At 61.0% G+C, this 14,061-nt stretch carries 12 protein-coding genes; 3 read left to right on the top strand and 9 right to left on the bottom strand.

What is annotated here, in order from left to right; all coding sequences use genetic code 11:
* Positions 1-57 precede the first annotated feature (57 nt).
* From CO657_RS35410 to CO657_RS35400, 3 genes are read left to right on the top strand one after another with little or no spacing between them, the layout of a single operon-like run.
* Positions 58-1,608 (top strand): sugar ABC transporter ATP-binding protein, encoded by a 1,551-nt coding sequence (locus tag CO657_RS35410; protein WP_054184978.1) that lies wholly within the window; start codon positions 58-60, stop codon positions 1,606-1,608.
* Positions 1,598-2,617, top strand: coding sequence for an ABC transporter permease (locus CO657_RS35405; RefSeq protein WP_054184979.1), 1,020 nt, complete (start codon positions 1,598-1,600; stop codon positions 2,615-2,617). Before CO657_RS35410 ends, CO657_RS35405 begins: the two co-directional genes overlap by 11 nt.
* A gap of 2 nt (positions 2,618-2,619) precedes the next feature.
* Complete coding sequence (locus CO657_RS35400) at positions 2,620-3,624, top strand: ABC transporter permease (RefSeq protein ID WP_054184980.1); 1,005 nt, start codon at positions 2,620-2,622, stop codon at positions 3,622-3,624.
* Between the two features lie 25 nt (positions 3,625-3,649).
* Here the strand turns inward: CO657_RS35400 and glpK are convergent, their stop codons facing one another.
* From glpK to CO657_RS35355, 9 genes are all read right to left on the bottom strand, one after another.
* Positions 3,650-5,152, bottom strand: a complete 1,503-nt coding sequence (glpK, locus tag CO657_RS35395) for a glycerol kinase GlpK (RefSeq protein ID WP_054184981.1) — start codon at positions 5,150-5,152, stop codon at positions 3,650-3,652.
* A 150-nt stretch (positions 5,153-5,302) separates the two neighbouring features.
* A complete protein-coding gene (locus CO657_RS35390; RefSeq protein WP_012560081.1) occupies positions 5,303-7,027 on the bottom strand; it encodes an ABC transporter substrate-binding protein in 1,725 nt (574 codons plus the stop codon).
* 81 nt (positions 7,028-7,108) lie between these two features.
* Positions 7,109-7,405 (bottom strand): DUF2160 domain-containing protein, encoded by a 297-nt coding sequence (locus CO657_RS35385; protein ID WP_054184982.1) that lies wholly within the window; start codon positions 7,403-7,405, stop codon positions 7,109-7,111.
* Positions 7,405-8,316, bottom strand: a complete 912-nt coding sequence (locus tag CO657_RS35380; RefSeq protein WP_003595819.1) for a carbohydrate ABC transporter permease — start codon at positions 8,314-8,316, stop codon at positions 7,405-7,407. Before CO657_RS35380 ends, CO657_RS35385 begins: the two co-directional genes overlap by 1 nt.
* A 1-nt stretch (position 8,317) precedes the next feature.
* Positions 8,318-9,184 carry a carbohydrate ABC transporter permease gene (locus CO657_RS35375; RefSeq protein ID WP_003595818.1) on the bottom strand — a complete coding sequence of 289 codons (867 nt, stop codon included), beginning with the start codon at positions 9,182-9,184 and terminating at the stop codon, positions 8,318-8,320.
* Positions 9,185-9,186: 2 nt separating this feature from the next.
* Positions 9,187-10,257 carry an ABC transporter ATP-binding protein gene (locus CO657_RS35370; protein ID WP_054184983.1) on the bottom strand — a complete coding sequence of 357 codons (1,071 nt, stop codon included), beginning with the start codon at positions 10,255-10,257 and terminating at the stop codon, positions 9,187-9,189.
* A gap of 9 nt (positions 10,258-10,266) precedes the next feature.
* Positions 10,267-11,346, bottom strand: coding sequence for an ABC transporter ATP-binding protein (locus CO657_RS35365; RefSeq protein WP_054184984.1), 1,080 nt, complete (start codon positions 11,344-11,346; stop codon positions 10,267-10,269).
* A gap of 41 nt (positions 11,347-11,387) precedes the next feature.
* The gene (gene glpD / locus CO657_RS35360) at positions 11,388-12,902 is read right to left on the bottom strand and encodes a glycerol-3-phosphate dehydrogenase (RefSeq protein WP_054184985.1); all 1,515 of its coding nucleotides are present in this window, start codon (positions 12,900-12,902) and stop codon (positions 11,388-11,390) included.
* Between the two features lie 142 nt (positions 12,903-13,044).
* A complete protein-coding gene (locus tag CO657_RS35355) occupies positions 13,045-13,818 on the bottom strand; it encodes a DeoR/GlpR family DNA-binding transcription regulator (RefSeq protein ID WP_054184986.1) in 774 nt (257 codons plus the stop codon).
* Between the last annotated feature and the right edge of the window lie 243 nt (positions 13,819-14,061).

The raw sequence follows: 14,061 nt of genomic DNA, 5'->3' as shown, positions 1-14,061 counted from the left end.
TCTGATTGGCGATCCGGCCTCGCTGGATCGCCCCGACAAGATGACCGGAGAAATCCTATGACGGCCATTTCCTTGAAGCAGCCGGTGACGGCGCGCGACGACATCATCCGCTTCGAAGGCATCGTCAAGCGCTTCGGCGGCGCGCAGGCGCTGGCCGGTGCGTCGCTGATCGTCAAACGCGGCACCATTCACGGTCTCGTCGGCCAAAATGGCGCCGGCAAATCGACGCTTATCAAGCTGCTGGCCGGCCTTCACCAGCCGGATGATGGCCGGATCGAAATCGAAGGGCAGATATTTGACAGGCTGACGCCGCATCTTGCCGAAGAGCTCGGCATCCACTTCATTCACCAGGACCGGCTGCTGGTGTCGACTTTCACCGTCGGCGAAGCTCTCTTCCTCGGCCGGGAACCGCGGATATCAGGCACACCGTTCCTCGACCGGCGGCAGATGCAGCGCCGCGCATCCGATATTCTCAACGATTATTTCGGTCTTCGTCTGCCGAACACCGCCCTGATCGGCGAATTGTCGACTGCCGAAAAGCAGATCGTGCAAATCACCCGCGCTCTCCTCAACCAGCCGAAGGTGCTGGTCTTCGACGAACCGACGGCCGCCCTGGTGGCCCGCGAGGCCGAGATCCTCTTCCGGCTGATCCGCCGCCTGCGCGACGAAGGCGTCACCATCATCTATATCTCGCACTATCTGAATGAAATCGAGGAACGCTGCGACCAGGTCACCGTGCTGCGCAACGGGCTTGATGTCGCCTCCTTGCCGATCCGAGAGACGTCGGCCGCAGCGATCGCCCGGCTGATGGTCGAGCGCGATATCAAGGAAATGTTTCCGAAGCCTGAGGTGACGCCCGGTGAGGAGATCCTCAAGGTCGAGCAGCTGTCGGCGCCGGGAAAATACAGCGACATCAGCTTCACGCTTCGCCGCGGCGAGGTGCTCGGCCTCACCGGGCTGCTCGGCTCCGGCGCAAAGGAGCTGGTTCGCACTCTCTTCGGGCTGGAGACACCGGCTTCCGGCCGCATCGAAATCAACGGCAAGCCTGCCCGTTTCACCAATCCGACGCAGGCAGCCGGCCGCGAAATCGCGCTGGTGCCGGAAGATCGCCGCCGCCACGGGGTGGCGGTCGACCTCAGCGTCGCGGAAAATATCAGCCTTTCGAGCCTTGGCCGCTTCACACGTTTCGGCTTTCTCGATCGCAGACGCGAGCAAAGCGAGGTCGAAGCGCTGATTGCGCGGCTCCAGGTGAAAACCAATGGCCGCGATGCTTTGCTGCGCACGCTTTCGGGCGGCAACCAGCAGAAGATCGCCATCGCCAAATGGCTGAGCCGTCGCTCCGAGGTCTATCTCCTCGACGAGCCGACGGTCGGCGTCGACATCGGCTCCAAGGTCGAGATCTACAGGCTGATCGGCGAACTTGCCGCGCGCGGCGCCGGCGTGATCGTCTTGTCTTCGGATCTGCCCGAACTCGTCGGCATCACCGATCGCATCCTCGTGCTTTTCCGCGGCCGCGTGGTGCGCGAATTCATCTCCTCGGAAACCAGCGCGGATGCCGTGCTGGCGCAATCGACCGGATCATCCAAGGGACAGCGCCATGTCGGCTGAAGTGGAATTCACGCCTTCCGGCTTTGCCGCTGGGGAATCGCCTGCCCGGCCGGACGGCAATATTGCGGCTGCGGCTTTGCGCTTCGGTTCGCTCATCGCTTTTGCCGCCATCCTGCTGATCTTCTCGCTGACCGCGCCCTATTTCCTCAGCATCGGCAATATCGGCAACGTGCTTGGCCAATCGGCCATCTCGGGCGTTCTTGCCATCGGACTGACGGTCGTGCTGATTGCCGGCGGCTCCAATGTCGTCACCGGCGGCATCGACCTGTCGCTGGCGGCCAATATGGGCCTCAGCGCCGCCGTTTATGCCAGCCTGACGCAACTCGGCTATGGCGATGCGACAGCGATCGCGGCATCGATCCTCACCGGCGCGCTGATCGGCTCGGTCAATGCCATTGCCGTCGTCTATGCCGGCATCGTGCCGCTGCTCGCAACGCTTGCCGTCATGAATATCGTCGCCGGCCTGGAACTGGTGCTGACGAGCAATACCGTCCTGCCGGCCTCGACGCCTTTCCTATCGGCGCTTTCGGCTTCGGATCCTTTCGGCATACCGGTTCTTGCCTATGTGCTCCTCGGCTTCACGGCCATTGCGACGGCGATCGTGCAATATACGCCGCTCGGGCTGCGTCTCTATGCCGTCGGTGAGTTTCCAGATGCGGCGCGTGCCGCCGGCTTGCCGCTTCGCCGCCTGCTCGCCGGCGCCTTCGTCACCAGCGGCCTTTGCGGCGGCATCGCCGGCATCCTGTCCGTTTCCTATCTCAGCGGCAGCACGACCGGTGCCGGCGAGATGCTGCTGCCTGTTGTCGTGACGGCCCTCCTCGGCGCGGTGTTTTCGCGCCGGCTGGTTCCGACCGTCACAGGGACGCTGCTTTCCGCGCTGCTGGTCGGCTTCCTCACCAATGGCTTTCAGCTGCTGAACATATCGAGCACGCTCGTCAGCGGCGTCCAGGGCGTACTCATTCTCATCGTCGTTTCCGCGACCACGCTGCTGCGCCGGCAGGAGGCCTGACCATGTCGCTCCAGACCACTACCCCCGCCAAGACGACAGGCCTGCCGCGCCTTATCACAGGCGGCCTGCTGCGCTATGGGCTGATCCTCGCGCTGATTGCGGTCTTTGCCGCCTTTTCCGTGGCAACGCCGACATTCCTGACGCCTGTGAACCTACAAAGCATCCTGGTCAACAATTTTACGCTGCTTGTCATCGTCTCGATTGCCATGACCTTCGCGGTCGCGTCGGGCGGCATCGATCTGTCGGTGGGCACGGCGATGGATTTTGCGAGCTTCGCCTTCGTCTCACTCGTGCTTGCCGGACAGCCGGTGGCGATCGCCGCGCTCGCGGGGCTGGCCGCCGGAGCGTTCGTCGGCGCCTTCAACGCATTTCTGATCTCCGGGATCGGCGTGTCGCCGTTCCTGGCAACGCTCGGCACATTGTTCATCGGCCGCAGCGTCCAGCAATTGCTGACCAATGGCGGCAATCCGGTCTATCTGCCGCCGAACCGCGTGCCGGAAGCCTTCCGCTTCCTCGGCCACGGTGCGATCGGCGGCTTTCCCATGCCACTTGCCATTGCCATCGTCATCATCGCGGCCGCCGCGGTCGTTTTTGCCCGCACACGGTTCGGCCGCGTCATTCTGTCGATCGGCATCCAGCCGGGCGTCGTGCGCTATTCCGGCATCGCAGCACCGGCCCATGTCGCGGTGACCTTTATCCTGGTCGGGCTGATCGCGGCAATCGCCGGTCTGATCCTGACCGCGACCGTCACCACCTACATCCCCTCCTCGGGCAATGCCTTCCTGCTGAACGCCATCGGCGCAACCTTCATCGGCACGACGCTCAGCCCGCTCGGGCGGCCGAATGTCGGCGGCACCGTTCTCGGCGCACTGCTGCTCGGGATCGTCGCCAACGGGCTGCTGTTGACCGATCTGAATTTTTACTGGCAGCAGGTCGGCACGGGAACGCTGATCTTCGCCGTGCTGGCTCTCAGCTTCATCAACAGGAAAGCCGCCGGCAGCGTATAAGAGACAGCCGCATCCAGGACAGGTGTCAGCCCGCCGAGGCGTCCGAAATCATCCGCGAGACGGCATTCTTCCAGCCGATGATCTTGGCCTGCCGTTCACCCTCCTCCATCGAGGGGTTGAAGCGGCGGTCGCAGGCCCAGGCCTGCGCAAAATCCCGCCTGCCGGGCCAGATGCCGGCTTTCGAGCCGGCAAGCCAGGCGGCACCCAGCGCCGTCGTCTCGCGGATCGCCGACCGGTCGACGGGATTTCCGGTCATGTCGGCCAGGCACTGCATCGTCCAATCCGAAGCCGCCATGCCGCCATCGACGCGCAGCACGGTTTCAAGCTGGTTGACGCCCCAGTCCTTCTTCATCGCCACCAGCAGATCGAGTGTCTGGTAGGCGACGGATTCGAGCACGGCGCGGGCAAATTCCGCCGGTCCGCTGTTTCGCGTCAGGCCGAAGATCGCACCGCGTGCGGCCGGATCCCAGTAGGGTGCGCCGAGGCCGGTGAAGGCCGGGACGATATAGACCTGCTGCCCCGGATCGGCTTTGGCTGCGAGCACGCCCGCCTCCGACGCCTGGCCGATGATGCCGAGCCCGTCGCGCAGCCATTGCACGGCGGCACCGGCGATGAAGATCGAACCTTCGAGCGCATAGGTCGTCTCTCCATCGAGCCTGTATGCGATCGTCGTCAGCATCCGGTTGGAGGAGGAAACACGATCCCTGCCGGTGTTCAGCAGGGCAAAGCAGCCGGTGCCATAGGTGGATTTCATCATGCCGGGCTCGAAGCAGGCATTGCCCACGGCCGCCGCCTGCTGGTCGCCGGCGACGCCGAGGATCGGAAGCTCCGCACCGAACAGGGTCTTATCGACACGGCCGAAATCATCGGCGCATTCCCGGACTTCGGGAAGCATCACGGCCGGGATGCCGAGAATGCCGAGCAGCTCCTCGTCCCAAACGCCGTCGTCGATATTATAAAGCAGCGTTCGCGACGCGTTGGTCGCATCGGTGGCGTGCACACGACCATCAGTCAGATTGTAGATCAGCCAGCTGTCGATCGTGCCGAAGCAGACGTTGCCCGCCTCCGCCTTCTCCCGCAGGCCGTCGACATTGTCGAGCAGCCAGCGCAGCTTGGTTCCGGAGAAATAGGGGTCGAGCAGCAGGCCGGTCTTGGCGGAAAACAGCTTCTCGTATCCGTCGGCCTTCAGGCTCTCGCACATTTCGGCCGTGCGCCTGTCCTGCCAGACGATCGCCCGGTGAAGCGGCGCGCCCGACCGTCGGTCCCAGACGACCGCCGTCTCGCGCTGATTGGTGATGCCGATCGCGGCAATGGCGGCGGCTTCAAGACCGGCATCGGCAATCGCCTTGCGCACGGTATCGATGACGGACTGCCAGATCTCAGTGGCGTCATGCTCCACCCAACCGGGCTGCGGGTAATATTGGGCGATCTCCGCTTGGGCCGAGCCGGCCATTTTCATGCGACCATCGAAGATGATCGCACGCGACGACGTCGTGCCCTGGTCGATTGAAAGAATATAGCCGCTCATATCCGTCTCCGGCTCGCACGAAACCGCGCCGCCCGGCAAAGAGGGCGGATGCGGAGATTTCATGAGAGAAGATTGTGGTTGCCACCGGCCGTGGCCGGTGGCGGGGAGTGACGGCCGGAAGCCTCGTCGCTTCCGGCCGGGAGGTCCGCCTTACTTCGACTGCCAGCTCTTGACGAGTTCGTCGTAGTTGACGGTGACCGGCTTTTCCTTCTCGTTCTCAATCTTCAGCTGCGGCGCAAGGTTGCCCTTCTTCACCGCATCCGCGTTCCAATAAGCGAGATCATGCTCTTCGGCGAGTTTCGGGCCGATGTCGCCCTGGACGCCGGATTTCTCGATACGGCCCATGACCTTCTCCTGCTCGCCGCAAAGAGAATCCATGGCTTCTTGCGGTGTCTTCGCACCGGAAGACGCATCGCCGATTGCCTGCCACCAAAGCTGAGCCAGCTTCGGATAGTCGGGAACGTTGGTGCCGGTTGGCGACCACTGAACACGCGCAGGCGAACGATAGAACTCGATCAGACCGCCAAGCTTCGGAGCACGCTCCGTAAAGCTCTTATCGCGAATGGTGGATTCGCGAATGAAGGTGAGACCGAGCTGGCTCTTCTTCACGTCAATCGTCTTCGAGGTCACGAACTGTGCATAGAGCCAGGCGGCCTTCGCACGGTCCGTCGGGGTCGATTTCATCAGCGTCCAGGAGCCGACGTCCTGATAGCCGAGCTTCATGCCGTCTTTCCAGTAAACGCCATGCGGGCTCGGTGCCATGCGCCATTTCGGCGTACCGTCTTCGTTCATGACAGGCAGGCCAGGCTTGACCATGTCTGCGGTAAAGGCCGTGTACCAGAAGATCTGCTGCGCGACGTTACCCTGTGCCGGAACCGGACCGGATTCCGAGAAGGTCATGCCCTGAGCTTCCGGCGGTGCGTAGGCCTTCAACCAATCGAGATACTTCTGGATCGAGTAGACGGAAGCCGGGCCGTTGGTGTCACCGCCGCGCGCGACGCATGAGCCGACGGGACGCGACTTTTCGTCGACCTTGATACCCCATTCGTCGACCGGAAGACCGTTCGGAAGACCCTTGTCACCGTTGCCTGCCATGGAAAGCCAGGCGTCGGTGAAGCGCCAGCCGAGCGACGGGTCCTTCTTGCCGTAGTCCATGTGGCCGAAGACCTTCTTGCCGTTCTCGTCACGGCCGGTAAAGAATTCGGCGATGTCCTCATAGGCCGACCAGTTGACCGGAACGCCGAGGTCGTAGCCGTACTTCGCCTTGAAGTCGGCCTTGTTCTTCTCGTCGTTGAACCAGTCGTAGCGGAACCAATAGAGGTTGGCGAACTGCTGGTCGGGAAGCTGGTAGAGCTTCTTGTCAGGCGCGGTCGTGAACTTGGTGCCGATGAAGTCGTCGATATCGAGGCCGGGGTTGGTAACGTCCTTGCCTTCGCCGGCCATCCAGTCGGTCAGGTTGCGCACCTGCTGATAGCGCCAATGCGTACCGATCAAGTCGGAGTCGTTGACCCAGCCGTCATAAAGGTTCTGACCGGTCTGCATCTGAGTCTGGATCTTCTCGACAACGTCACCCTCTTGAATGACGTCGTGAGTGACCTTGATGCCGGTGATCGCAGTAAAGGCCGGAGCCAGAACCTGGGACTCATACTGGTGAGTGGTCAAGGTTTCCGAAACGACCTTGATCTCCATGCCGGCGAAGGGCTTCGCAGCATCGACGAACCACTGCATTTCCTTTTCCTGGTCGGCGCGAGAGAGCGTCGACATGTCGCCGACCTCTTTATCCAGGAAAGTCTTTGCCTCGTCCATGCCGGCATAGGCCGACCCGGTCATGGCCAGCAGTACCGCTGCTGTCGTCGTCAATAAATGCCTTCGCATAATATCCTCCCAGGGTTTGCGATTGCAGTCTTCACGTCTCAGGCGGCCAGAAAAATCCCCGGCCGTCTGCATCAGTTTGCCTCACACGTAACGGAATACGCCGATGGCGTAGACGACGGAGAGAGCGAGAGCCCACCAGAGGCTTGATCCCGCGAGACCAAGCCAGGCAAGATGGATAAAGGCGCTGCCGAGCAGCGAAAGGAAAAGCCGGTCACCGCGCGTCGTCTCGAAGCGCAGGATTCCGATCCGGGGGTTGCCGCCCGGGACCGCATATTCCCAGACACCCATGCCGATCAGCAGCAATACGATGACGATGAAGAAAGCGGCCGTCGGCCAGGTCCATGCCATCCATGAAAAATCGGGAAGCGAAAAGCTCATCAAACCCTCCCCAGGGCAAAGCCCTTGGCGATGTAATTGCGCACAAACCAGATCACCAGCGCCCCCGGGATCAAGGTCAGAACACCCGCGGCGGCGAGCAGGCCCCAATCCATGCCTGAGGCAGAGACGGTGCGGGTCATGGTGGCGGCGATCGGCTTCGCGTCGGTCGTCGTCAGCGTTCGTGCGATCAGCAACTCGACCCAAGAGAACATGAAGCAGAAGAAACAGGCGACACCGATGCCGCTCGCAATCAGCGGCGTGAAGATCTTCAGGAAGAACCGTGGGAAGGAGTAGCCATCGATATAGGCCGTCTCGTCGATTTCCTTCGGCACGCCGGACATGAAGCCTTCAAGGATCCAGACCGCCAGCGGGACGTTGAAGAGGCAATGCGCCAATGCCACGGCGATATGCGTATCGATCAGTCCAAAGGCCGAGTAGAGCTGGAAGAATGGCAGGGCAAAGACTGCCGGCGGCGCCATCCGGTTGGTCAGCAACCAGAAGAACAGATGCTTGTCGCCGAGGAACCGATATCGGGAGAAGGCATAGGCTGCCGGCAGCGCGGCTGCCACCGAGATCACCATGTTCATGACGACATAGCTGATCGAATTGATATAGCCGGAATACCACGCCTTCTCGGTGAAGATCGTCACGTAATTGGCGATCGTCGGGTTATGAGGATAAAGCGTCAGAGAATTGACGATTTCCGCATTGGTCTTGAAGCTCATGTTGACGAGCCAATAGATCGGCAGCAGCAGCACGATGATATAGATGGTCGGAACCAGCCACCACCAGCGCGATTCCTCGCCGCGCCGGCGCATCAGACGGCTGACCTCATCGGCGGAGAGCCCGCTTGCGACACTGGTAACGCCTGGGACGTTTCGGCTGGCTGTCGTTTCGTTGGAGGCGCTCATATCAATTCTCCGCGTCGTGGCTGGTCATGACGGTGTAGAACACCCACGAAAGCAACAGGATGATCAGGAAATAGATCAGCGACATGGCAGCTGCCGGACCGAGGTCAAACTGCCCCAGGGCGGTCTTGACCAGATCGATCGACAGGAAAGTGGTCGAGTTGCCTGGACCGCCGCCGGTGACGACAAAAGGCTCGGTGTAGATCATGAAACTATCCATGAAACGCAGCAGCACGGCGATCAGCAGAACGCGCTTCATCTTCGGCAGCTGGATATAGCGGAACACCGCCCAACGGGACGCACCGTCGATCTTGGCTGCCTGATAGAAAGCATCCGGAATGGAAACGAGGCCGGCATAGCAGAGCAAGACGACCAGGCTCGTCCAGTGCCAGACATCCATGATGATGATCGTCACCCAGGCGTCGAGCGGATCCTGCACATAGTTGTAATCGATGCCGAGGGCGTTGACGTAATAGCCGAACAAACCGATGTCGTTGCGGCCGAACACCTGCCAGATCGTGCCGACCACGTTCCACGGGATCAACAGCGGCAGTGCCATCAGAACCAGGCAAACCGGCACGCCGATGCCTGATTTCGGCATGTTGAGCGCAATGAAGATACCGAGCGGGATCTCCAGCGCGAGGATGATCAGCGAAAAAATCAGGTTTCGCTGCAGGGCGGCCCAGAAACGGTCGGAATGCAGGATTTCGATAAACCAGTCGGTTCCGTTCCAGAAGAACTGGTTGTTTCCGAAAGTGTCCTGAACGGAATAGTTCACAACCGTCATCAAGGGAATGACAGCCGAGAAAGCCACCAGCACGAGGACCGGCAGAACCAGAAACCAGGCTTTGTTGTTCCAGGTTTTTTCCATGATCAAGCCTCCCGTCCGGCGCGCCAAGAGTCGGCATAGATACTGATGCCCGATGGCTCGAAGGTCACTCGGGGATCAGCCGGAATTTCCTCGTCCTCAGGAACGACGATTGCGATCGGCTGGCCGGCAAACTGTGCGCGGACGATCTTCTGCCGGCCGATATCTTCCACCTTGCTGACCGTCACAGGCATGCCCTCGCGGCCGATCCGGATAAATTCGGGCCGGATTCCAAGCTCTACCTTGGCCGCTGACGAAGTCTTTGGCGCATAGTCGAGCGTCAGCGCGTGCTCGCCGACGCGAACCGTATTGCCCTCCACCTTGGCCGGCATGAAGTTCATGCCCGGCGAACCGATGAAGTAGCCGACGAAGGTATGGCTCGGACGCTCGAAGAGTTCGGCCGGCGTGCCGATCTGCACGATCTCGCCGTCATACATCACCACGACTTTGTCGGCGAAGGTCAGCGCCTCCGTCTGGTCATGCGTGACATAGACCATGGTAAAACCGAACTGCTTATGCAGCCGCTTCAACTGCGATCGCAGCACCCATTTCATATGCGGATCGATAACAGTGAGCGGCTCGTCAAAGAGAATGGCGTTCACATCCGAGCGAACGAGGCCGCGGCCGAGTGAAATCTTCTGCTTTTGGTCCGCCGTCAAGCCGCGCGCGCGCCGCTTTGCCCAGCCGGAAAGGTCGATCATTTCGAGGATTTCGCGGACACGCCGGTCGACATCCGCCTCGGCCACGCCGCGGTTGCGCAGGGGAAAGGCGAGGTTATCGTAGACCGTCATCGTGTCGTAGATGACCGGAAACTGGAAGACCTGCGCGATATTTCGCTGCTGCGTCGGCAGGTTCGTGACGTCCTGTCCGTCGAAGAGAATTCGCCCTTCTGACGGCTGAATGAGGCCGGAAATGATATTGAGCAGCGAGGTCTTTCCGCAGCCCGAAGGTCCGAGGAGCGCATAGGCGCCGCCGTCGTTCCACTCGTGATGCACTTCCTTGAGAGCGTAGTCCTTCTCGCTCTTCGGGTTCGGCCCATAGGCATGGCGAATATGATCGAGGGTGACACGTGCCATGATTTTCTCCTAGCCCCCTTGCCTGGCGGTGGTGATTGCCCGGCCGTCCGCGCCGAATGCCATCAGGTGGCGCGTATCGATGAAAACGGAGATGTCCGTGTCCGGCTCGATATTGTGGATGCCGTGCGCAAGCATCACCCAGCGGGTGTCGGCAAATTGCAGGTGGACAAAACTTTCCGACCCGGTGATCTCCGAAACCTGTGTTCGCGCCGTCATCCGCGCCGAACCAGCCGTCTGGGCGGTCGGTGCAAGATGATGCGGGTGAAACGCTACGGTTGCCGGCCCGTCCGGCACATTCTGAAGATGCGGCGGCACGGCAAAAATCAGAGCGCCGTCGCGCAGGAAATTGCCTTCCGCTTTGACCAGATCAATAAAATTCAGCGGCGGATCGGCAAAGGTTTTCGCCGTCGTCAGATCGAACGGATGGCGATAGACCTCGACCGTCGGGCCGAACTGGGTGATCCGGCCCTCGCTGAGCGTTGCCGTATTGCCACCCAGCAACAAGGCTTCGGAGGGTTCCGTCGTGGCATAGACGAAGATCGCGCCGGACAGCGCGAAGATCCGCGGCAATTCCTGCCGCAGTTCCTCACGCAGCTTGTAGTCGAGGTTGGCAAGCGGCTCGTCCATCAAGACAAGGCTCGCATTCTTCACCAGTGCACGGGCAAGCGCCGTGCGTTGCTGCTGGCCGCCCGAGAGGTTGAGCGGCGTGCGATCGAGATAGGGACCGAGTTTCAGAAGTTCTGCAGCCTTGCGCACCTCCAGATCGATGACCTTGGCATCCTTGCCGGCAATCCGCAGCGGCGAGGCAATATTCTCGTAGACCGTCAATGCCGGATAATTGATGAACTGCTGGTAGACCATGGCGATGTTGCGCTTCTGGACAGGCATACCTGTCACGTCAGCACCATCAAAATGGATCGTACCGGTTGTCGGCCGATCAAGGCCGGCCATCAGACGCATCAACGAAGTCTTGCCCGACAAGGTCGGCCCAAGCAGAACGTTCAGCGTTCCTCTTTCAAAAACAAGATCGGTCGGGTGGATATGATAGTCTCCTCCCACCATCTTTGCGGCCTTCCGCAGTTCCAGCATTCCTGTTCCCGTGCCTCCACGCAGCGGGGACCACACGCCGCCTAACCGACCATCGCCGGTATGGCAGCCATGTACTCCTCCAGTGACTGAGCCTGCTCCTTCGAAAGGCGCAGACCATCCTTTGTCCTTCTCCACAACACGTCTTCGGCGTGCCGGGCCCATTCATGTTCAACGAGATAGGTGACCTCGGCCTCGTAGAGATCACCGCCGAACAGCCGTCCGAGATCGTCGAGGCCGCGGGCTTCGCCGAGCAGTGCCCTTGTCCTCGTGCCGTAGCGGCGGACCAGCCGGCGGGCATGCCGATCGGCGAGGAACGGATAACGCCGTTTCAGATCGGCGACCTCGGCATCGTATCCCCGGACCGGGAAGTCACCGCCGGGCAGATGGCTTTTGGCCGTCCACGGGGCGCCCTTGACGCCGATCGCAGCGCCGATCTTCTCCAGCGCGTGTTCGGAAAGCCGGCGATAGGTGGTGAGCTTGCCGCCGAAGACGTTGAGCAGCGGCGCCGCATTTCCTTCGCCCTCCAGCTTCAGCACGTAGTCGCGCGTCGCCTCCTGCGCCTTCGAGGCGCCGTCGTCATAAAGCGGCCGGACCGCCGAATAAGTCCAGACGATATCCTCCGGCCTGACCGGCTCCTTGAAATATTCCGAGGCGGCATTGCAGAGATAGACGGTCTCCTCCTCGGAGATCCGGACATCCCTGGGATCAGCGGTGTAATCGCGATCGGTGGTGCCGATCAGGGTGAAGTCGCCCTCATAGGGAATGGCGAAGATGATGCGGTTATCGGGATTCTGAAAGAAATAGGCGCGAGGGTCGTCGAACTTCTTCTTCACCACGATATGGCTGCCTTGGACGAGACGAACGTGGTGAGCCTCGTTCTGGCCAAAGGCGGAGCGGATGACATGGTCGACCCAGGGGCCGGCGGCATTGACCAGCATGCGGGCCTGGTGGCTGTCATTGCGGCCGGTGACTGTATCGGTGGTCTCGATGTGCCAGAGGCCGTTTTCGCGTCTTGCCGACACCACCTTGGTGCGCGGCATGATGGTCGCCCCCTTGTCGGCGGCATCGCGGGCATTCAGCACCACCATGCGGGCGTCATCGACCCAGCCGTCGGAATATTCGAAGGCCTTGGTAAACAGCGCCTTCAGCGGCTTGCCAGCCGGGTCGCGACGCATGTCGAGCACCGCGGTCGCCGGGAGCAGCTTGCGGCCGCCGAGATGGTCGTAAAGGAAGAGGCCGAGCCGGATCAGCCAGGCCGGCCGGATGCCGCCCTTGTGGTAGGGCAGCACGAAGCGCAGCGGCCAGATGATATGCGGCGCCATCGCCCAGAGGATTTCGCGCTCCATCAGCGATTCACGCACCAGGCGAAATTCATAATGCTCGAGATACCGCAACCCGCCATGGATCAGCTTGGTGGCGCCCGACGAGGTGCCGGAGGCGAAATCGTTCATCTCCGCCAGCGCGACGGCATAGCCGCGCCCGACAGCATCGCGCGCAATGCCGCAGCCGTTAATGCCGCCACCGATGACGAATATGTCGTAGATCTCCCGGCCCAATTGCCCCTCCGAGCCTGCGCGTGATTTCGCATCGCACAAATTTGCGCGATTGCGAAAGTGAAGGCAGTTAAAACGAAAGGAATACGAATGTCAAACGAATGTTTCGCGGATTATCATTTCGGAGCGGCTTCCTGCCTCGCCCTCAGCGAAACCTGCCGTTCGTTTCGATAAGCTTCACATTGTTTTCGAGGCAGAGATTGCGGATCGACGGCACCGGACAGTGGTCGGTTATGAAGGTGTGAACCTGGGAAAGCTGGCCGATCCTGACCGGCGCGGTGCGTTCGAACTTGGTGGAATCGGCAACGAGAATGACATGCCGGGCATTGGCGATGATCGCCTGGGCGACCTTGACCTCGCGAAAATCATAGTCGAGAAGCGCGCCGTCCACGTCGATCGCCGACGCGCCGATGACGGCGTAATCGACCTTGAACTGGCGGATGAAATCGACAGCCGCTTCGCCGACAATCCCGCCGTCCGAACCGCGCACGACACCGCCGGCGATTACCACCTCGATTGCCGGTAACAAGCGTAACCTGTTGGCAACATTGATGTTATTGGTGATGACCATCAGCTCGTGATGGTTGGCGAGTGCTTCGCCTACCGCCTCGGTCGTCGTCCCGATATTGATGAAAAGCGATGCCCCGCTCGGAATCAGCTCGACCGCAGCCGTGCCGATCGCCTGTTTCTCGGACGCGGCGATCTGCCGGCGCGCCTCGTATTTGACGTTCTCGGTTCCGCTCGGGAATGTGGCGCCGCCATGGATGCGCGTCAGCACTTGGGCATCGCAAAGATCGTTCAGGTCCTTGCGGATCGTCTGCGGTGTCACCGAAAAGCGCGAAGCGAGTTCTTCGACCAGAACCCTGCCGCTCGATCTCGCAATCGCCACGATTTCAGTTTGTCGGTCGGTCAAGAACATAGGCGCGCCTTTCGATCTGCTTTCGTTTTAAAGAAAGCGAACGCCTGCGCAATGCCTATCTATCACTAGGCACTCAGTCCAAGAGCAAAGACCACCATTTTTGGCGGTGGGGAACTCTTGGCGGGTGGATACCGTCACCAACCGAAATCTGCACCTGAAACTTTGCATCTCGGACCCGCGATAGGGCAGCCAAGCCGCCATCCACGATTTTGAGATTGACGGATGGATCAACCCGCCGGGCGC

This window comes from Rhizobium acidisoli (genome assembly GCF_002531755.2).
GTDB lineage: Bacteria > Pseudomonadota > Alphaproteobacteria > Rhizobiales > Rhizobiaceae > Rhizobium > Rhizobium acidisoli.
The sequence above is the reverse complement of the archived record's forward strand: the minus strand, read 5'-3'. Positions and strand labels throughout refer to the sequence as shown.

What these genes read in the sequence shown, in the direction of transcription:
- CO657_RS35400 (WP_054184980.1), top strand. Translation starts at nt 2,620, where the DNA reads ATGTCGCTCCAGACCACTACCCCCGCCAAGACGACAGGCCTGCCGCGC.
- CO657_RS35370 (WP_054184983.1), bottom strand. Translation starts at nt 10,257, where the DNA reads ATGGCACGTGTCACCCTCGATCATATTCGCCATGCCTATGGGCCGAAC.
- CO657_RS35410 (WP_054184978.1), top strand. Translation starts at nt 58, where the DNA reads ATGACGGCCATTTCCTTGAAGCAGCCGGTGACGGCGCGCGACGACATC.
- CO657_RS35405 (WP_054184979.1), top strand. Translation starts at nt 1,598, where the DNA reads ATGTCGGCTGAAGTGGAATTCACGCCTTCCGGCTTTGCCGCTGGGGAA.
- CO657_RS35380 (WP_003595819.1), bottom strand. Translation starts at nt 8,316, where the DNA reads ATGAGCGCCTCCAACGAAACGACAGCCAGCCGAAACGTCCCAGGCGTT.
- CO657_RS35365 (WP_054184984.1), bottom strand. Translation starts at nt 11,346, where the DNA reads ATGCTGGAACTGCGGAAGGCCGCAAAGATGGTGGGAGGAGACTATCAT.
- CO657_RS35390 (WP_012560081.1), bottom strand. Translation starts at nt 7,027, where the DNA reads ATGCGAAGGCATTTATTGACGACGACAGCAGCGGTACTGCTGGCCATG.
- CO657_RS35355 (WP_054184986.1), bottom strand. Translation starts at nt 13,818, where the DNA reads ATGTTCTTGACCGACCGACAAACTGAAATCGTGGCGATTGCGAGATCG.
- CO657_RS35385 (WP_054184982.1), bottom strand. Translation starts at nt 7,405, where the DNA reads ATGAGCTTTTCGCTTCCCGATTTTTCATGGATGGCATGGACCTGGCCG.
- glpK (WP_054184981.1), bottom strand. Translation starts at nt 5,152, where the DNA reads ATGAGCGGCTATATTCTTTCAATCGACCAGGGCACGACGTCGTCGCGT.
- CO657_RS35375 (WP_003595818.1), bottom strand. Translation starts at nt 9,184, where the DNA reads ATGGAAAAAACCTGGAACAACAAAGCCTGGTTTCTGGTTCTGCCGGTC.